This is a genomic window from Streptomyces sp. NPDC005494, assembly GCF_042872025.1.
GTDB lineage: Bacteria > Actinomycetota > Actinomycetes > Streptomycetales > Streptomycetaceae > Streptomyces.
In genome coordinates this window covers 1-17,271 of sequence record NZ_JBIAJR010000004.1, presented here as the reverse complement: position 1 = coordinate 17,271, position 17,271 = coordinate 1, and the positions used below count along the sequence as shown (strand labels likewise).

The 17,271-nt window shown below is 71.4% G+C and carries 17 protein-coding genes; 7 read left to right on the top strand and 10 right to left on the bottom strand.

The genetic code is table 11. The annotated features are described in order from the left end of the window. Positions 1-109: 109 nt before the first annotated feature. The 4 genes from ACFYQ6_RS13965 to ACFYQ6_RS13950 form a co-directional block, all read right to left on the bottom strand. Positions 110-1,669: a polysaccharide deacetylase family protein gene (locus tag ACFYQ6_RS13965; protein WP_361583970.1), complete on the bottom strand. Its 1,560-nt coding sequence runs from the start codon at positions 1,667-1,669 to the stop codon at positions 110-112. A gap of 100 nt (positions 1,670-1,769) precedes the next feature. After that, a complete protein-coding gene (locus ACFYQ6_RS13960; RefSeq protein WP_388763052.1) occupies positions 1,770-3,245 on the bottom strand; it encodes a glycosyltransferase in 1,476 nt (491 codons plus the stop codon). Beyond that, complete coding sequence (locus ACFYQ6_RS13955) at positions 3,242-4,246, bottom strand: hypothetical protein (protein ID WP_388763050.1); 1,005 nt, start codon at positions 4,244-4,246, stop codon at positions 3,242-3,244. The genes ACFYQ6_RS13960 and ACFYQ6_RS13955 overlap by 4 nt, the downstream gene beginning before the upstream one ends. Continuing rightward, positions 4,243-5,532 carry a nucleotide sugar dehydrogenase gene (locus tag ACFYQ6_RS13950; protein ID WP_388763048.1) on the bottom strand — a complete coding sequence of 430 codons (1,290 nt, stop codon included), beginning with the start codon at positions 5,530-5,532 and terminating at the stop codon, positions 4,243-4,245. Before ACFYQ6_RS13950 ends, ACFYQ6_RS13955 begins: the two co-directional genes overlap by 4 nt. Before the next feature lie 431 nt (positions 5,533-5,963). Here ACFYQ6_RS13950 and ACFYQ6_RS13945 point away from each other — a divergent pair, with 431 nt between their 5' ends. The 6 genes from ACFYQ6_RS13945 to ACFYQ6_RS13920 all read left to right on the top strand — a co-directional run bounded on the left by ACFYQ6_RS13945 (position 5,964) and on the right by ACFYQ6_RS13920 (position 11,099). Next, a complete protein-coding gene (locus ACFYQ6_RS13945; RefSeq protein ID WP_361583982.1) occupies positions 5,964-7,166 on the top strand; it encodes a S8 family peptidase in 1,203 nt (400 codons plus the stop codon). Positions 7,167-7,272: 106 nt separating this feature from the next. Next, entirely contained in the window at positions 7,273-7,821 is a 549-nt protein-coding gene (locus ACFYQ6_RS13940) for a DUF1697 domain-containing protein (RefSeq protein WP_356746089.1), read from the top strand. After that, positions 7,814-8,197, top strand: a complete 384-nt coding sequence (locus ACFYQ6_RS13935) for a nuclear transport factor 2 family protein (protein WP_361583987.1) — start codon at positions 7,814-7,816, stop codon at positions 8,195-8,197. The genes ACFYQ6_RS13940 and ACFYQ6_RS13935 overlap by 8 nt, the downstream gene beginning before the upstream one ends. 547 nt (positions 8,198-8,744) lie before the next feature. Continuing rightward, the gene (locus tag ACFYQ6_RS13930) at positions 8,745-9,662 is read left to right on the top strand and encodes a S1 family peptidase (protein ID WP_361583989.1); all 918 of its coding nucleotides are present in this window, start codon (positions 8,745-8,747) and stop codon (positions 9,660-9,662) included. Positions 9,663-9,805: 143 nt separating this feature from the next. Beyond that, positions 9,806-10,393 carry a TIGR03086 family metal-binding protein gene (locus ACFYQ6_RS13925; RefSeq protein ID WP_361583991.1) on the top strand — a complete coding sequence of 196 codons (588 nt, stop codon included), beginning with the start codon at positions 9,806-9,808 and terminating at the stop codon, positions 10,391-10,393. A 73-nt stretch (positions 10,394-10,466) separates the two neighbouring features. After that, positions 10,467-11,099 (top strand): DsbA family protein, encoded by a 633-nt coding sequence (locus tag ACFYQ6_RS13920; RefSeq protein WP_388763045.1) that lies wholly within the window; start codon positions 10,467-10,469, stop codon positions 11,097-11,099. Between the two features lie 113 nt (positions 11,100-11,212). Here the strand turns inward: ACFYQ6_RS13920 and ACFYQ6_RS13915 are convergent, their stop codons facing one another. After that, positions 11,213-11,710, bottom strand: coding sequence for a MarR family winged helix-turn-helix transcriptional regulator (locus ACFYQ6_RS13915; protein WP_361583997.1), 498 nt, complete (start codon positions 11,708-11,710; stop codon positions 11,213-11,215). 102 nt (positions 11,711-11,812) lie between these two features. On the opposite strand from ACFYQ6_RS13915, the gene ACFYQ6_RS13910 reads away from it, so the two are divergent. Beyond that, the gene (locus tag ACFYQ6_RS13910) at positions 11,813-12,196 is read left to right on the top strand and encodes a hypothetical protein (RefSeq protein WP_361583999.1); all 384 of its coding nucleotides are present in this window, start codon (positions 11,813-11,815) and stop codon (positions 12,194-12,196) included. 80 nt (positions 12,197-12,276) lie between these two features. Here the strand turns inward: ACFYQ6_RS13910 and ACFYQ6_RS13905 are convergent, their stop codons facing one another. The 5 genes from ACFYQ6_RS13905 to ACFYQ6_RS13885 all read right to left on the bottom strand — a co-directional run. Continuing rightward, positions 12,277-13,038, bottom strand: a complete 762-nt coding sequence (locus ACFYQ6_RS13905) for a sirohydrochlorin chelatase (RefSeq protein WP_388763042.1) — start codon at positions 13,036-13,038, stop codon at positions 12,277-12,279. Positions 13,039-13,044: 6 nt separating this feature from the next. Then, positions 13,045-13,923 carry an ABC transporter permease gene (locus ACFYQ6_RS13900; RefSeq protein WP_356746095.1) on the bottom strand — a complete coding sequence of 293 codons (879 nt, stop codon included), beginning with the start codon at positions 13,921-13,923 and terminating at the stop codon, positions 13,045-13,047. After that, positions 13,910-14,701, bottom strand: coding sequence for an ABC transporter ATP-binding protein (locus tag ACFYQ6_RS13895; RefSeq protein ID WP_361584006.1), 792 nt, complete (start codon positions 14,699-14,701; stop codon positions 13,910-13,912). Before ACFYQ6_RS13895 ends, ACFYQ6_RS13900 begins: the two co-directional genes overlap by 14 nt. A gap of 50 nt (positions 14,702-14,751) precedes the next feature. Then, entirely contained in the window at positions 14,752-15,867 is a 1,116-nt protein-coding gene (locus ACFYQ6_RS13890) for an aliphatic sulfonate ABC transporter substrate-binding protein (RefSeq protein ID WP_388763040.1), read from the bottom strand. A 234-nt stretch (positions 15,868-16,101) separates the two neighbouring features. Continuing rightward, positions 16,102-17,271 (bottom strand): sulfate adenylyltransferase subunit 1 (locus ACFYQ6_RS13885; RefSeq protein WP_388763038.1); only part of this gene is annotated, 1,170 nt, incomplete at its 5' end.

Sequence of the window (17,271 nt, the reverse complement as noted above, 5' to 3'; positions counted from 1 at the left end):
TGAGTATCGCTGTCGTCAAGTCGTGCCGCGAGGCCGGACTGCCTGGCTGAGTATCGCTGTCGTCAAGTCGTGCCGCGAGGCCGGACTGCCTGGCTGAGTATCGCTGTCGTCAGCCGTGCCGCGAGGCCTTCTCTGCGCCGGGGCCGCCGGTGGACGGTCTCACCGTGAGGGAGGTGAAGCGCGGCCGGACGCCGTCCGGATCGCCGTTGCGCACACTGATGGCGAAACCGCCGGACGCGTCGCCGCCGGTCACCCGCCCACCGTGACGTTTGATCTGCACCGTGCCGTCGACGACGACCACGGTCAGGTCGCCGTCCACGGTGACCGTGACACGGTGCTCGGCGGCGTTCCTGAGCTTGCGGCGGCCGACCTCGTGCCAGCGGCCGTCCCGGCGCTCCATCAGGCGGACGTAACTGAAGCTGAGCGCGACCGCCAGCGGGTCGAGACTTCCTTCGCGCACGATCAGGCCGACGTTGTTCTTCGACTCCCGCAGCCGGCCCACCCGGGCGTCCACGGCGTAGGCGGACCAGTCGGCGGTGCTGGTCGGCCGGTACGAGGCGGCGGCGTACTCCGCACGGTCCGGACGAGGGTCCGCGCCGGTGAGCGCTCCCAGACCGGTGGCGCCCGAACGGTCGTTGCGCCGCCACAGCGCAGGCCGGGTGAGCGGGGCCGGGCACGCGTCCGGGGAGACGGCGGTCCAGCGCTCGACACCGGCCAGCAGATCCCGGACACCGGTCCGTGCGGTGACCTCCAGCCGCTGCACCTCGCGCGCCGCCGCCGCCCGGCGGCCTGCCGGCAGCGGGCGGTCGGAGCTGTTGGTCAGTGCTGCGGCGAACCGCGCTTCCAGCGCAGCCCGCAGCGTCGGGTTCGTGGGCAGCTCCGAGCCTTCGCCGCTCGCCTCGGAGAACGGGTAGGCGAAGAGCCGGGGTGCGGGCAGTCCGTGGCGGGTGATGTCGGCGTTCGCGCGGTCAAGGTCCTCCTCGACCCGCTTCCGGTACTCCGCCTCGGTCTCCCGCCGCCTCTCCCCGGGCAGCCACACGCGGGAGGTGAGGACGGAGGACGTGTGGCCGTCCACGTCCACGGTCCCCCGCCGGTGCAGGTCGTGCGTGTGGTTCTGGAAGTCCCAGCGGCCCGACCGGGCCATCCGGCCGATCTCGTTCCAGGAGAGGTAGTACGGACGATGGCTCCCCACCGCACGCGTGATGAGGAAGGCGGCGGCCCGCATCCGGTACTTGGCGAGGATGCGGTCGGCGTGCACCCACAGCCCGTGCGTGCCGTCGTCGAAGGTCAGGAACACCGAGCGCGGTCCGGGTGCCTTCCCGCCCCGGAGGTACGCGACGAACTCCGCGCTGCTCAGGGTGCGGTAGCCGGCCTCCGCGAGGGCGGCGAGCTGGGCTTCGAAGGCCTCGGGGGTCACCGTGTAAGGACTGGAGCTGCCGCGCCCGATGTCGTGGTACGCCAGCACGACGGGCCCCGCCCCACGCGTGCGCGGCCCGGCCGTGGCCCGCTCCCGCGAGGCCGCCGCCCCTGGCGCCGGGCGGGGCGGTGCCTCCTGCGCGGTCACCGTCCTGCGGAACTCGTGGAACCGCCACGCACCGTAGAAGGGGACGCAGACCAGGGTCAGGGCCAGCAGCCCGAGCAGTGCCCGGGCGGGTGCGGAGCGGGTCACGGAAGAGTCCCCCGGGAGAGCACGAGGAGGTACACGGCGGCGACCGCCGCCGTGCTGAGCAGCGCGGCCAGGGCCCGGAGCGCCGGACGGGCCAGTCTTCTCATGCCGCACCCCTGGACCACACGCCGCGCCGCACGGTGAGCAGGGAGTAGGGCAGCAGCCAGGCGAGGAGCACCGAGGAGAACAGGCTCATGAGCGGCCGGTACCGCCACCGCGTGTCCCCCGGGTGGTCGATCTTGTACGCGAGACCCCAGACGCAGCCCTTGAGCACCACCCCGCAGAAGTACAGGAGCGTCAGGAAGAGCGCCCCGTGCACCGGTGCCCAGAGCAGGTGCCGGAACGCCATCACCGGAGCCGCGAGCACCCACAGCGCGTGCCCGTAGTAGAGCGCGGCGGGCCCGAGGCCCCGGCGCCACATGAACGAGCCCGTGAAGAAGAGGTTCCGGATGAAGCTCTTCTTCCATCGGATCTGCTGACGCAGGAGGGGCCGGAGCCGGGCGGGCACATCGGTCCACACCTTCGCGGAGCGTACGTACCCGACCCGCCACCGGCGCTCCGCGAAGTCCTCCTCGACGAAGGGGGAGCCGGCGTACCGGCGCTTGAGCGCCGCGCCCCTCCATGCCTGACCGAGCACGTACCCGGTCAGCTGGCGGTCCGTGGCGAAGCGGAACGGGGCACCCATGAAGCGGTCGTCCGCCCAGGCCGGAAGGTAGTTGTAGACGGCGTCCCGGCGGAAGACGGCCAGGGGACCCGAGACGCAGGAGACCGAACCGAAGGACGCCTCCGCCGCCTTCGCGACCCTGAACTGGCCCTCGTACCAGACGTCCTGGACACGGGCCAGCAAACTCGACTCCGTGTTGAGCGCCCGGCAGTGGCCGCTCACCGCTCCCAGCTCGGGGTGGGCGACCAGGGCGCGTACGCAACGCCGCAGCGCGTCGGGGGCGAGGACGCAGTCCGAGTCGGTGAAGGCGATGATCTCGGTGTCGGCGAGCTCGCAGGCCCTCACCAGCGCGTGCTTCTTGCCGACATTGGCGTCCAGGTGGATGACGGTGATGCCCAGCTCCTGACTCAGCCGGCGCAGCACGTCGCCGGTCCCGTCCTGGGAGTGGTCGTCCACCACGACGATCCGTACCCCCGGGCAGTCGGAGGCGGCCATGGAGCGTACGCACGCCTCGATGCCGTCCACCTCGTCCTTCACCGCGAGCAGGAAGGTGACGCCGGGGTCCGGGGACAGCGGCGGGAAGTCCTCACCCGGACCCGGGCGCACCCGCAGTTCGCCCTCGGCGGGATCCTCGTAACGGCTGTAGGCGATGTACAGCGTCACGATCGTGCCGGCGAGCACGATCAGTCCGTAGCAGACCGGCAGGCTCATACGGGGCAGCAGGCGCGCGGCCTGGGACGCCAGGAGGATCAGGAGCGGCATCAGGCAGAGCAGGACGAGCAGCCGGCGCACCCCGTGGCTGCGCGCGGGGCCGGTGCGTGCGCCCCGGCGTCCCGGTGCCCCGGCGCTGCCGGGTGCGGATGCGGGTGCGGGGGCCTGGGCCGGCCCGGCCGCCGGGCGGTGCAGCGTACTCACCCGCGCCCCACCTCCGGCCAGGGGCTCTCCTGCCAGGGCCACCCCGGGCGGGAGGCATCCGGAGGAGCGCCGGTGCACCGCCGGCCGTCACCGGCCCCCGCCGCCGTGAAGCCGAAGAAGGCCATGTCGGTGTTGTCGCCCCGCAGTCCGAGCCCACCCGGCTCGGCCAGCCTGCCCGGCGCCCGGTCCTCCGCCTCCAGCACCGTCCGCCCGTCGAGGGCCAGCGTGATCCGCACCCGGTGCGTCCCGCAGCCGCTCACCGTGGCGGCGACCTGGTGCCAGCGGCCGTACTCCATGGCGTGTTCGCGGGTCGCGAGCGTGGTGTACACCCCCTCCTCGTCCACGGGGCGGCCGGGCGCGGGGTACTTGCGCTTGAGGACGGCCTTGCCGTCACGACGGCGGAAGCTGAGGGCGTACAGCTCCTGCGCGCTGTGGTAGCGGAGCCAGAGGTGCGCGCCGTCCCAGTCGCGTGCGGGAGTGCGCCCGGTGGCGCCCGGCGGCTTCAGGAACACCCAGCACCGCACGGAGGTGTCACCGAAGTCCCGGCGACGGGTGACCAGCCGGAAGACGGACGAGCCGGTGTGCAGGCCCGAGTCGGGGCCCGGCGCGTCGCCGTCCGGTTCGCCTGTCCATCCGAAGCCCCACCGTGAGAAGAGTGATCCGCTGGTGACGGACCAGTCGTGCGAGAGACGGGCGTCGTCCGCTCCCGGGTTTCGGTAGGCGTATTCGTTGGTGACCAGACCCTCCGAGGGAAAGAACGCGTGGAAGGAGCCCTTCGGCTGCTCCGCGGCCTCCGGACCGGCCTGCGCTCCCGGATCGGGGGAGGACGAGCCGCCGGATGCCTTGCCGTCACCGGGCCGGCCGGCCGTCGCCGGACCGGGCGCGTCCGAGGCGAGGGCTGCGGCCAGCCCGGCGACCGGCGCGGCGACGGCCGCGGTGAGCAGAGCCCGCCGGGTCGTCGTACGGTTCGGTGCCGGTGCCGGCGGGGAGCCCGGGGTCATACGGCGGCCCCGGCCGTCGCGCCGGCCGGCCGGCGGGTGACGTCGAGGACGACCGGGCTGTCCGCCGGCCAGCTCACGTCCACCCCGGGATGCAGGGTGTGCACGAGGACGAGATCCCACTCCGTCGCGCCGGGGACGCCGACACTGTGGCGTACCACTCCGTGCCGCTCCAGGCGCGGCACCAGCGGGTCGGCGTACTCGACGGTGGCGCCCCAGGCCGTGAGCAGGTCCATGATCTCCAGCGCGGGGCTCTCGCGCAGATCCGCCACCCCGGGCTTGTAGGCGATGCCCAGGATCAGCACCCGGGCCCCGGCGGTGCCCAGTCCCCGGGCGGCGAGGGCTTGCCGGGCCTTCGCGGCGACCAGGGCGGGGCGCTCCGCGATCGCCGTCATCGCGACGCCGACCAGCGGGGACGGGACGTTCCTCGCGCGCAACTGCCACAGCAGGTAGTGCGGGTCGCAGGGGATGCAGTGCCCTCCCACGCCGGGGCCGGGGTAGAAGGGCATGAAACCGTAGGGCTTGGTGGCCGCCGCCTCGATGACGTGCCGGGGCTCAAGACCGAACTCCAGGCAGTTCTCGGCGAGTTCGTTGGCCAGCGCGATGTTGACGGCCCGGAAGGTGTTCTCCCACAGCTTGCTCATCTCCGCCGCCTCCGGGCTGTCCACCCGGTGGACCGACGGCGCGGTACCGGCCAGCAGCGACGCGGCCAGCTCGGCGCACCGGTCCGTGACGCCGCCGATGACGCGGGGCGTCCGGTCGGGGGCGTGGGCGGCATTCCCCGGGTCGATCCGCTCGGGGGCGAACGCGACGAAGACGTCGGTACCGGGAATCAGTCCCCGGGCCACGAGAGGCTCGACGAGGAGTTCGCGCGTGGTGCCGACATAACTGGTCGAGGTGAGGACCAGGAGCTGCCCCGGCACCGCGTGGGCGACCGCCGCGGCACAGGCGGCCTTCAGGGCGCGGAGATCGGGTGCGAGCCGTTCGTCGACCGGGGTCGGGACGCAGATGATCACCGCGTCCGCCTCCAGGGCCGCCGCGGGGTCGGCCGTCAGCCGGAAGCCCGGGGCGCGCAGGGCCTCCGCCAGCCGGACCTGCTGGGCGGGCAGCAGGTCCACCCGCACCTCACGGATGTCCGCCAGCCGGGCTTCGCTCGTGTCCACGCCGACCACGGTGCGGCCGGCGGCGAACAGGGAGAGCGCGGTGGGCAGTCCCACGTAACCGAGGCCGACGACCGCGACGTCGGCGAGGCGGCCGTGTTGCGACTGCGCGGGCAGGTTCGCCGTCAAGGAGTCGGGAGACAGGGTGGCGGTGCACCTCGTGCTCGGAGCTCCGTCGTCCTGGTTCGTCGTTCGAGCGGTCCGCCATGTGCCGTCGGGCGGGACATGGGGTGAGTTCTCGTCAGCGATCTGCACAAACGAAACATGCCATTCCGTTGCGGTGTTCCCCCGCATCGAATGAAGCGGCCGTCATTTGTCCGTGCCGAGTTCACCCGTGCGGGAAAGTGCGTTCGCCCTAATGGGCAGGTGTGGCCCGCGTAGAGGCCGCGACTCGGGTGAATTGCGGCGATTTGCTGTGACGGAAGTTTGCCGACTGCGTGACGGCTGCATGAAGGTCTTGATCTGGGCGCGTCAATCGAGCAGGGTTTCGAGGCAGCCCCCGGAGAATTTCCGGCCGAGGGCCAATCCCCCCACAAAGAATGACGAGGAGACCCCTCTTCATGGCAATTCACAAGCGCACACGTTCGGTCAAGCTCACCGCCGCGATAACCGCAGTGGCGGCGGGGGCCGGTGTCACCCTGCTCGCCACCCCGTTCGCCGGAGCCGCACCGGCCCCCGCGACGGGCGTCGTCTACGGCGCGGACGCGGCCACGGCCGTCTCCGGCAGCTACATCGTGATGCTGGACCAGAAGGCCGACAAGGCCGATCTGGCCGAGCAGTACGGCGGCACGATCGAGCGGAACTACAAGTCGGCCATCAACGGCTTCTCGGCCAGCGGGCTTTCGGAGACTGAGGCGAAGCGGCTCGCCGCCGACCCCGCCGTCTCCAAGGTCGTCCAGAACAAGAAGTTCCACATCGACGCCACCCAGGACAACCCGCCGTCCTGGGGCCTGGACCGCATCGACCAGGCGGGGACCGAGGGCGACAGCGCGTACACCTACCCGGACGCCGCCGGCGGCGACGTCACGGCGTACGTCATCGACACCGGGGTCCGCGTCACCCACAACGACTTCGAGGGCCGGGCCACTTCGGGCTTCGACGCTGTGGACAACGACGACGACGCCGACGACGGCAACGGTCACGGCACCCACGTGGCCGGGACCATCGCGGGAGCCGCCCACGGTGTGGCCAAGAAGGCGAAGATCGTGGCCGTCCGCGTCCTGGACGACGCGGGCTCGGGCACCACCGAGCAGGTCGTCGCCGGGATCGACTGGGTGACCGCCAACCACGAGGGCCCGTCCGTCGCCAACATGAGCCTCGGCGGCGGCGCCGACCCGGCGCTCGACGCCGCCGTGCAGAAGGCCATCGCCTCCGGCGTGACCTTCGCCGTGGCCGCGGGCAACGAGTCGAGCGACGCGGGCGAGGGCTCCCCCTCCCGTGTCCCCGAGGCCATCACGGTCGCCTCGTCCACTGTGGACGACGAGCAGTCCTCGTTCTCCAACTTCGGCTCGGTCGTGGACATCTACGCCCCGGGTTCGGACATCACGTCGGCCTGGAACGACAGCGACGACGGCACGAACACCATCTCCGGTACGTCCATGGCGACCCCGCACGTGGTCGGCGCCGCCGCCGTCTACCTCGGAGGCCACCCGGACGCCACCCCGGAGGAGGTCGCCACGGCGCTCACCGGGGGCGCCACCCCGGACGCCATCTCCAACGCGACCGAAGGCACTGCGAACAAGCTCCTGAAGATCGTCGAGTAGCTCGCCCGGTAACGTCACCTGACCGCCGCGCCCTCCCCCACGGGGCGCGGCGGTCGCCACGTGGGCCGGCACCCTGGTGCGGCCGGCACCCTCTAGGGTGGTGACCATGAGCACGATGTACGCGGCGCTGCTGCGCGGGGTCAACGTCAGCGGCCGACGGCGGGTCCCGATGCCGGAGCTCCGCGAGGTGCTCGGCGAACTGGGCCACGAGGACGTCGCCACCTACCTGCAGAGCGGGAACGCCGTGTTCAGCAGCGCGTCGGGTGACGAGAGCTCCCTGGCGGCCGAACTGGAACGCGCGATCGAGGCCCGCTTCGGCTTCCCCGTCGACTGCCTCGTCCGCTCGGCCGGCTATCTCGCCGCGGTGGCCGAGGCCTGCCCGTTTCCCGCCGCCGAGCTGGAAGCCAAGCAGCTGCACGTCACCTACTTCGACCAGCCCGTCGACGCCGCCCGCTTCGCCGCGCTCGACGCCGCCGCCTTCCGTCCCGAGGAGTTCCGGCTCGGAGAGCGTGCCCTCTATCTGTACGCGCCCGAAGGGCTCGGCCGCTCCAAGCTGGCCGTCGCGCTCGGACGGCCGGCACTCACCCGCGGCCTCGTCGCGACGAGCCGTAACTGGAACACCGTGGTCAAACTTGTGGAGATGACGCGTGACTGAGCCTTCGCCCGCCGTGGCAGCAGCGATCGAGGGCGAACTCCGCCTCCTCGATCCCGTGGTGCGGAGCTCCGCGGACGTGCTGGCCGCACTCCTGCATCCCGACTTCCGGGAGATCGGCACCAGCGGCAGGCTGTGGGAGCGCAGGACGATCATCGCCGCTCTCACCGCACCGGACGCCCCGCACCCCGGGCCGCTCACCGCGTCACGGATGCGCGGCGACCAGCTCGCGTCGGACCTGGTGCATCTGACCTTCGACACCGAGTCCAGAGGGCTGCGTTCGCACCGCAGTTCGCTGTGGCGGCTGACCGGGAGCGGCTGGAGGCTCTACTTCCACCAGGCCACGCCCTTCATCGACGATCCCTTCGCCGAGGTCTGAGGGGCCTGCACGGCCTCCTTTCCTCCTCCCCGCGCAGCACACCCGGACCGGCGCCGCAAGAGTGCGGCCCCGGTCTGATCTGTGCCCGGCGACAGGCCGGTTATCGCTGGAAGGGCTGATTCCGGCCACCGCGAACCTTGGGCAAAACGCTGGTAAGCCGCCCGAACGGTCGGTGCCTGCCCGAGCCCGCTCCGGGGCGCCGCGCCGCTCGTGCGAGACCGTCCCGGGCGGCCGGCCTGTGTGTGAACGCGATGCCGGGGGAGAAGTGCGCTCGTCGCACCCGTGTTCGCGGCTTTGCTGCAATTCGCCATCGGCGTCCGTTCGATGAGCGGACGCCGGTGTTCGGAGGCCGGCCGTACGCATTCCGGAGCGAGAGGTCCGCTCTGCGCCGTGGTCCGGAAGCCGACCTTGTCACCGGACCAAGTGGAGTCAAGGATTCGAGCCGTGCGGTTGGCAGGTCCACGACCAGAACCCGCGGTCGAGGACAGTCGCACGGCGCGGGCCGCCCACCCAGCGGTCCGAACACCCCCCATCGACGGAGGATCCTGTGACCTTCAAGCGCTTCGCCCCCCTCGGCTCGATCTCCAGACGCGCCCGCCTCATCGCGGCGACCTCAGGTCTGGTCACCGCCGTCGCGCTTGCGGCCCCCACCGCGGTCGCCCAGGCCGCACCCGACACCACCGTGACGAAGGCGGAACTGGCCGAGGCCAGTTCCGCCGTACGCGGCGCCGACATCGCGGGCACCGCCTGGTACACCGAGGCGAGCACCGGCAAGGTCGTCGTCACCGTCGACAGCACGGTCAGCGCCGCCGAGATCGCGACCATCAAGAAGTCGGTCACCGACTCCGGTGCCAAGGCCGACATCAACCGCACCGAGGGCACCTTCAACAAGCTCATCGCGGGCGGCCAGGCCATCTACGCCGGCGGCGGCCGTTGTTCCCTCGGCTTCAACGTCCGCAGCGGCAGCACGTACTACGCGCTGACCGCCGGGCACTGCACCGAGATAGGCAGCACCTGGTACACCAACTCCGGCCAGACCACCACGCTCGGCACGCGGGCCGGTTCCAGCTTCCCGACCAACGACTACGGGCTCATCCGGCACTCGAACTCCGCCGCCGCGGACGGCCGGGTCTACCTCTACAACGGCAGCTACCAGGACATCACCTCGGCCGCCACCCCTCGCGTCGGGCAGGCCGTCAAGCGCAGCGGCTCCACCACCGGGGTCCACAGCGGTACCGTCACCGGCCTCAACGCCACCGTGAACTACGGCAGCGGTGACATCGTCTACGGCATGATCCAGACCAACGTCTGCGCCGAGCCCGGCGACAGCGGCGGCTCGCTCTTCTCCGGCACCACGGCACTGGGCCTCACCTCGGGTGGCAGCGGTAACTGCTCCTCGGGCGGCACCACGTTCTTCCAGCCGGTCACCGAAGCGCTGAGCGCCTACGGCGTCAGCGTCTTCTAGGACCGTCTCGCACCACCCGCCCCGCGGGCCGCGCTCACCGAGCGCGGCCCGTCGCCGTGTCCGCCCGTCCCGCCCCGGCCGCCGGCGGACGGCTGTCGCGTTTCTTCAAGACCGGTCGCCCGGGCGGCCCGCAGGATGGGGGCATGAAGAACGCGTACACGCACATGGACGAATGCGCCACCGAGGCCGCCAGGGTCGCCCGGGGCGTGGACGTCCCGCCGCCGGTCACCGCCCCGACCGTCTGCCAGGGCTGGGACCTGCGGGAACTGATCAACCACTGGGTGCTCTACACCGGCCACGGCCTGGAGTGCCGTGCCAGGCGGACGCCCATCCCCGACGAGCTGACCGGCCGTGACTTCGTGGCCGACGCGGACTGGGCCGAGCGGTACGCCGCCCAGCTCGAGCGTGCGGTTTCCGCATGGTCGGACCCGGCGGTGTGGGAGGGGGAGATCGACACCGGGAACGGTTCCTCGCCGGCGGCGGAGACCGCCGCGATGCTCGTCATGGAGACGGCGCTGCACGGCTGGGACGTCGCACGGGCCACCGGGCAGGAGTTCCGTCTCTCCGGCCCGGCGGCCGCCTTCCTCCTGGAGACCGTCGAGGGCTACGCCGCTCTCTACCGCCGGTACGAGGGCTTCGCCGGGGAGGCGCGCGCGTCCGGGGCGGCGTCCGACTTCGAGCGGGCGCTCGCACTCAGCGGGCGTGACCCGCGGTGGCCCGCCACGGTGTGAGAACCCGGTGGCCCAGTGGAACGGCGGGTCAATGGCCCAGGGCCCGGGGCCGCTGTCTCCCTAGGCTCTCGGCATGAGCACCGACGTGAACGAGAGCACGGGCCGGACGGCCGTCGACTTCTACTTCGACCCCGCCTGCCCGTTCGCCTGGATCGCCTCCCGCTGGATGCTGGAGGTGGAGCAGCGGCGCGACATCGAGCTCCGCTTCCACGTCATGAGCCTGTACCTGCACAACACCGGCAACGAGCTCCCCGGCTGGTACCGCGAGCTTGTCGACAAGTCGATCGGCCCGGTCCGCGTCGCGGTCGCCGCCGCCACGGACCACGGGCCGGGTGTCCTCCGGGACCTGTACACCGCTCTGGGAACCCGCATCCACCAGGGGAAGAACGAGGACTTCGACGAGGTCACCAGGCAGGCCCTCGCCGAACTGGGCCTGCCCGCCGCCCTTGCGGACGCCGCGCACACGGACGCGTACGACGAGGCCGTGCGGCGGAGCCACGACCGGGGAAAGGACCCGGCGGCAGGGTCCTACGTCGGCACCCCGACGATCCACGTGGACGGCACCGTCTGGTTCGGGCCGGTGCTCAACTCCGTCCCGCGCGGCGAGGAGGCGGCGAGGATCTTCGACAGCTTCCGTGTGCTGGCGGGCCACCCGGACTTCTTCGAGCTCAAGCGCGAACGGACCGGCAGCCTGGACCTCGGCTGACGTCGACGCGTCCCGCCCGCCCGCGGTGCCACGGTCCGCATCGCGCCGGGCCGCGCCGGGCCGCGCCGGGCTCTGTGGCCGTTCCGTGGTGATCGTGCCACCTGTCCTGCGGGTCAGCCCTGTTCCTCGCCGCCGACCGCCGCCTCGTAGGCGAGCAGTGTGTCGACGAACATCTTCCGTTGACCGGGCGTCAGGGGAGCCAGTGCCTGGCGCCATGCGGCCGCTCCCGGGGCGAGCCAGGAGGCGATCGCTTCCTGCTGTTCGGCTGCGATGCCGATGATCCGCCGCCGCCGGTCAGCCTTGTCCTCGCGCCGCTCCAGGATCCCCTGGCGGCTCAGGTCACCGACCAGCAGGCTCGCCGTCGTCGGGGCGATCCCGAGTCGGCCGGCCAGCTCGTTCACGGTCATCGGGCCGTCGAAGAGCAGGTAGGAGAGCAGGGAGAGGTGACGAGGCGCCAGTGAGAAGGACCGCAACGCCTCGGGCAGGGGGATCTTCTTGATCCGGCCGACCATCCGGGGCATGAGCAGCAGCAGGGCCCTGACGGCGTCATCGACGCCGTTCTCGCCGGTCTCGTCACCCTCGAAAGGCTTGTGCGCCCCGGGTGTTGACATCACACACCCCTTCTCATTTATCTTTACCCTCAAAGCTATTTCGCTTTGCTTCCAAAGTGAATGCACCTCATGGTACCCACCTGCGCGAACGGAGACTTCCTCATGCCGCACTTCAGCATGCACATCCGCGAAGAAGCCCTCGACGGGACGGTAGAACCGAAGCTGATCAGCGCGTTGACGGACGCGGTGGCCGCCGTCTACGGCGAGGAGTTCGGCCGGCTGGTCGGTGTGGATCTGATCGGCGTCCCGCAGCACCGCCGGGGTATCGGCGGCGTCCCCTCCGAGACCGACGCGCCGCTCGTCACTCTCAGCATGCGCGAGGCCGCGTATCACCTGCCGGAGGTCCCGGACGCTCCCGCCCGGCTGGTGCGCGCCACGACGGACGCGCTGGCCGGCGTACTCGGCGAGGACGTCCGCGAACAGATCATCGTCACGATCGTCGGAGTCCCGGACGGCCGCACCGGCGTGGCCGGCACGGTGGCCTGACGCCGCGTGGGCCGGGGCCGCCGGCCCGGGTCCACGCGTACGGGCCTTCGCCGGGACGGTGAGCCCGAGCGGCCGGTGCGTCAGGCGCTCAGGGCCGCCGGTGCGAGGACGCGTGCCTCGTCGTAGCGCGTCAGAAGCAGCCGGGCCAGCTCCGGCGAGGGGCCGAGCACACCGGCCAGCACATCGGCGCCCGCCTCCTCGGCGCCCCCGGCGATGCGGTCGGGAAGGCGGCCGGGCGCGATGACGTACGGAGCCACCGCCACCCGCCGTACGCCGTCGGACCGAAGAGCGCGTACGACGTCGGCGGTGCGGCAGCCCTCGGCAACGTGAGCGGAGGCGAACGCAGGCCGCACGGCGCACCAACCGGTGTGCCGCAGCTCCCGCGCGATTTCAGCGATCACTGCGATCGCCTCCGGGTCGGAGGAACCCGCCGAGGCCAGGACCAGCCCCGTCGAGCTCTTGTCGCCGGGGGCCAGCCCGGCCTCGTACAGCCGCTGTTCCAGTGCCGCGTTCAGCAACGGGGACGGGCCGAGGACGTCGGCCTGGCTGATCCGCAGGCGGGGAAGCCGGCCGCGGGCCTCACGCAGTACGGAGGGGATGTCCGTCTTGGCATGGAAGGCCCGGGTCAGCAGCAGGGGAAGCGCGACGACCTCACCCGCCCCCTCCGCGGCCACGCGCTCCAGCACCTGGGGCACGGACGGGGCGTTGAACTCGAGGAATCCCGTCTCCACGCGCAGCCCGGGCCGCAGCGACCGCACCCGCGCGGTGAGCGCGTGGACGGTCGCCGCGTGCCGCGGGTCGCGGCTGCCGTGGGCGATGACGAGCAGGACGGGGGAGGCCATGAGTACTCAGCTCTTGACGAGGAGACCGCGGCTGCGCAGCACCCGCCGCTCCAGCGGGCTGAAGATCAGCAGGTCGATCGCGATGCCGACGAACAGGATGAGGAGGATCGCCAGGAAGATCCCCGGCATGTCGAAGTTGTTCCGGCCGTTCTCCAGCAACTGCCCCAGACCCAGACCCAGATCGGGTGAGGAAGCGATGATCTCGGCGGCCATCAGCGAGCGCCAGGAGAAGGCCCAGCCCTGCTTCAGACCCGCCAGATATCCGGGCAGCGCCGCCGGCAGGACGATGTGGATCGTGCCGCGCAGCCCCGTCGCGCCGATGGTGCGGCCCGCCCGCAGGAACAGCGGCGGCACCTGGTCGACACCGGAGACCAGGCCGTTGGCGACGGAGGGGACCGCACCGAGCAGGATGACCGCGTACATCGTCTTGTCGTCGAGGCCGAGCCAGATGATGGCCGGGGCCACCCACGCCACGGACGGCAGGGACTGCAGCCCGGACAGGATCGGCCCGATCGCCGCCCGGACGACCTTCACCCGGGCGACCAGCATGCCCAGCGGGGTGCCGATCGCCACAGCCATCACGAAGCCGAACAGGCCCCGCGACACACTGGTCCAGATGACCTCGAGCAGGGTGCCCTGCACCCACATGTCGGTCAGGCTGTCCCACACCGCCGCCGGCGGCGGCAGCTTGTAGTCGTCGGTGACCTTCGCCCAGACCAGCAGCTGCCAGACGAGAACCACCAGGACGACCGCGACGACCGGCGGAAGCACCTTGTTGAGCAGGATCTCGCGGGCCGGCGTCCTGCGTACCTGTACGGCGTCGAGCGCGTCCAGGCCGGCTTCGAGACCTGCCAGGTCGTCGGCCTTCGTTTCAGTGCTGGCCATGTCGGCGGATCTCCCCACGCAGTTCTTCGGTGATCTCGACGGACAGTTCCGCCACGGCGGTGTCCTCGATGCGACGAGGCTGCTCGATGTCGACCTTCCACTCCCGGGCGATCCGGCCGGGCCGCGACGACAGCAGGATGACGCGCTGCGCGAGCCGCACCGCCTCGCGCACGTTGTGGGTGACGAAGAGGACGGAGGCGTTCGTCTCGCGCCAGATCCGGGTCAGCTCGTCGTGCAGCACGTCACGGGTGATGGCGTCGAGCGCGGCGAACGGCTCGTCCATCAGGAGCAGCTGGCTGTCCTGGGCGAGCGCACGGGCCATCGCGACCCGCTGGCGCATCCCGCCCGAGAGTTCGTGCACCCGCTTCCCGTACGCCCCGCCGAGGCGTACGAGTTCGAGCAGCCGCTCCGCCTCGGGGCGGCGCTCGGACTTCGGGACCCCGCGCAGCCGCAGGGCGAGTTCGATGTTCTTGCCCGCGGTCAGCCACGGGAAGAGAGCGTGCTCCTGGAACATCAGAGCCGGCCGCCCGCCGGGGGTCTCGATGGACCCCGCGGTCGGGCGGTCGAGTCCGGCGACCAGGTTGAGCAGGGTGGACTTACCGCACCCGGAGGCTCCCAGGAGGGTGACGAACTCGCCCGGAGCGACATCGAGCGTGATGTCGTCCAGGACGAGCTGCTGCCCCGTGGGTCCGGCGAAGGACTTGGAGACGTGGGTGATACGAGCGGCGTGCTCGACCGCTGCACGGTCCTCGGCCTTGGTGAGGGTGGTGGTCGCCATGGTCGTCACCTCCTGGGAGTCATCAGGAAATCCTGGTGCGGTCGGGTGGGCTACTTGACGCCGAGACCGGCGTCGGCGACCTCGGGGCGGCCCGCGGCCTTGAGGATCTTGTTCAGCGGCTTCAGGTCGTAGATGCCGGCGAGGTCGGGCTTCTCCAGCAGACCGGCCGACACCGCGTGGTCGGCCTGCGCCTGCAGCGTGGCGGCCAGCGGGTCGTCGGTGATCTCGATGGACTCCCAGGCCGGGTCGAGGACCTCGGCGGGCAGCGCCTTGCCGCTCAGCTCCTCGAGCGCGGCGTTGGCCGACGCCTTCGCCTCGTCCGGGTTGGCATTGATCCACTTGTTGGTGTTCACGGTGCCGCGCAGCACGGCGTCCACGACGTCCGGGTGCTCGGAGAGGAACTTCTGCGACACGATGATGTTCGTGATGACGAACTTGTCGTCCGGCCACAGCGTCGACTCGTCGAGGAGGACCTTGCCGCCCTCGGCGACCAGCTTCGAAGCGGTCGGCTCCGGGACCCAGGCGCCGTCCAGGGAACCGGCCTTGAAGGCGTCCGGAGTCACCTTGTTGTCCGAACGGACCACGGAGACGTCGCCCTTGCCGCTCTGGGCGTCGACCTTCCAGCCCTTCTCGGAGATCCAGTTGAGGAAGGCCACGTCCTGGGTGTTGCCGAGCTGCGGGGTGGCGATCTTCTTGCCCTTGAGGTCGTCCAGGGTCTTGATCTTCTTCGGGTCGACGACGAGCTTCACACCGCCGGAGGCCGAACCGCCGATGATGCGCAGGCTCTGGCCCTTGGACTTGCTGTAACCGTTGATCGAGGGGGAGGGGCCGATGAAGCCGATGTCGATCGAACCCGCGTTGAGCGCCTCGATCTCCGAGGGGCCCGCGTTGAACGTCGATGGCTTGACCGTGGTGCCGCCGAGCTCCTTGGCGATGAGGCCTTCCTGGATGCCGACCAGGGCGGTGGCGTGCGTGAGGTTCGGGAAGTACCCGATCTTCACGGTGTCCGCCGAGAGCTTCTTCCCGCCGGCGGAGACGTTCGACTTCGCGGAGTCGTCGTCCTTCGCCTCGGAACCGTAGCCGCAGGCGGTGGCCGCCACGGCGAGCAGTGGCAGAGCGGCGGCGGCGGCGAGGCCGCGGCGGAGGGTGGTACGGGTGGCACGCACGGGAGGCTTTCCTCTCGTTGGCCCGGTGCTCACGTCCCCCTGGAATCAGGTGGCGCGGCCGGGCGGTCGGCAGGTCTTCGTCTGAACTGGCGGTGCGGGTGGTACGAGCGGGCGCGCAGGCAGTGCGCGTACGTCATCACGCACATCGCCCGACCCCGCCCTGGCCGCTGCCGAGGGCGCCGCTGCCGACACGGCCGCCCTCCTTCGCGAAGGTCGAGAAGAAGTCGGTGATCATCAGAAGTCCCACTCCGCGTCCTCGGCGGAGGTGTCCGCGTCCGCCTCCCCGTCGTCGACGGCGGCGAACGAGGCGCCCGCCATGCCGGCGGTCAGGGTCGTGCCGTCGGCGGGGTCGATCAGCAGGAACGACCCGGTGCGCCGCGAGTCCGCGTAGGCGTCGAGCGCGAGGGGCTCGGCGGTACGGACGACGACCCGGCCGATGTCGTTGGCCACCAGTTGCCCGGGAGCCGGGTGCTGGGAGAGGTCGTCGAGGGTGAGGCGTGAGGGGATGTCCTTGACGATGGCCTTGACCGTGCGGGTGGTGTGCTTGAGCAGGACGCGCTGGCCGACGGTGAGGGGCTGGTCGGCGACGTGGCAGACGGTGGCTTCGACGTTCTGGGTGGTGGTGGGGGCGTCGTCGGTGGGGGCGATGAGGTCGCCGCGTGAGATGTCGATGTCGTCGGCCAGCCGGATCGTCACCGACTGCGGGGCCCAGGCGATGTCGACACTCTCGCCGAGCGCGTCGATCCCTTCGATCGTGGTGGTGCGCCCGGACGGCAGCACGGAGACGCGTTCGCCGACCCGGAACACCCCGGCGGCGATCTGGCCCGCGTACCCCCGGTAGTCGGGGTGCTCGGCGGTCTGCGGGCGGATCACGACCTGCACCGGGAAGCGTGCGTGGCAGGCGGTGAGGTCGTGGCTGACCGGCACGGTTTCCAGGTGTTCCAGGACGGTGGGGCCGCCGTACCAGTCCATGTGGGCGGAGGGTTCTACGACGTTGTCGCCGGCCAGTGCGGAGATCGGGATGGCGGTGATCTCGGGGACGCCGAGGGAGGCGGCGTAGGCGGTGAATTCCTCGGCTATGGCGGCGAAGACGGGCTCGGCGTAGTCGACGAGGTCCATCTTGTTGACGGCGAGGACGACGTGCGGGACGCGCAGGAGGGCGGCGACGGCGGCGTGGCGGCGGGTCTGCTCGACGACGCCGTTGCGGGCGTCGACCAGGACGACGGCGAGTTCGGCGGTGGAGGCGCCGGTGACCATGTTGCGGGTGTACTGCACGTGGCCGGGGGTGTCGGCGAGGATGAACCGGCGCCGGGGGGTGGCGAAGTAGCGGTAGGCCACGTCGATGGTGATGCCCTGCTCGCGCTCGGCGCGCAGCCCGTCGGTCAGCAGCGCCAGGTCGGGTGC

Bases quoted from the DNA above. Each gene is read 5' to 3' on its own strand.
- ACFYQ6_RS13955 (WP_388763050.1), bottom strand. From the start codon at position 4,246: ATGACCCCGGGCTCCCCGCCGGCACCGGCACCGAACCGTACGACGACC.
- ACFYQ6_RS13945 (WP_361583982.1), top strand. From the start codon at position 5,964: ATGGCAATTCACAAGCGCACACGTTCGGTCAAGCTCACCGCCGCGATA.
- ACFYQ6_RS13940 (WP_356746089.1), top strand. From the start codon at position 7,273: ATGAGCACGATGTACGCGGCGCTGCTGCGCGGGGTCAACGTCAGCGGC.
- ACFYQ6_RS13925 (WP_361583991.1), top strand. From the start codon at position 9,806: ATGAAGAACGCGTACACGCACATGGACGAATGCGCCACCGAGGCCGCC.
- ACFYQ6_RS13920 (WP_388763045.1), top strand. From the start codon at position 10,467: ATGAGCACCGACGTGAACGAGAGCACGGGCCGGACGGCCGTCGACTTC.
- ACFYQ6_RS13915 (WP_361583997.1), bottom strand. From the start codon at position 11,710: ATGTCAACACCCGGGGCGCACAAGCCTTTCGAGGGTGACGAGACCGGC.
- ACFYQ6_RS13910 (WP_361583999.1), top strand. From the start codon at position 11,813: ATGCCGCACTTCAGCATGCACATCCGCGAAGAAGCCCTCGACGGGACG.
- ACFYQ6_RS13905 (WP_388763042.1), bottom strand. From the start codon at position 13,038: ATGGCCTCCCCCGTCCTGCTCGTCATCGCCCACGGCAGCCGCGACCCG.
- ACFYQ6_RS13900 (WP_356746095.1), bottom strand. From the start codon at position 13,923: ATGGCCAGCACTGAAACGAAGGCCGACGACCTGGCAGGTCTCGAAGCC.
- ACFYQ6_RS13895 (WP_361584006.1), bottom strand. From the start codon at position 14,701: ATGGCGACCACCACCCTCACCAAGGCCGAGGACCGTGCAGCGGTCGAG.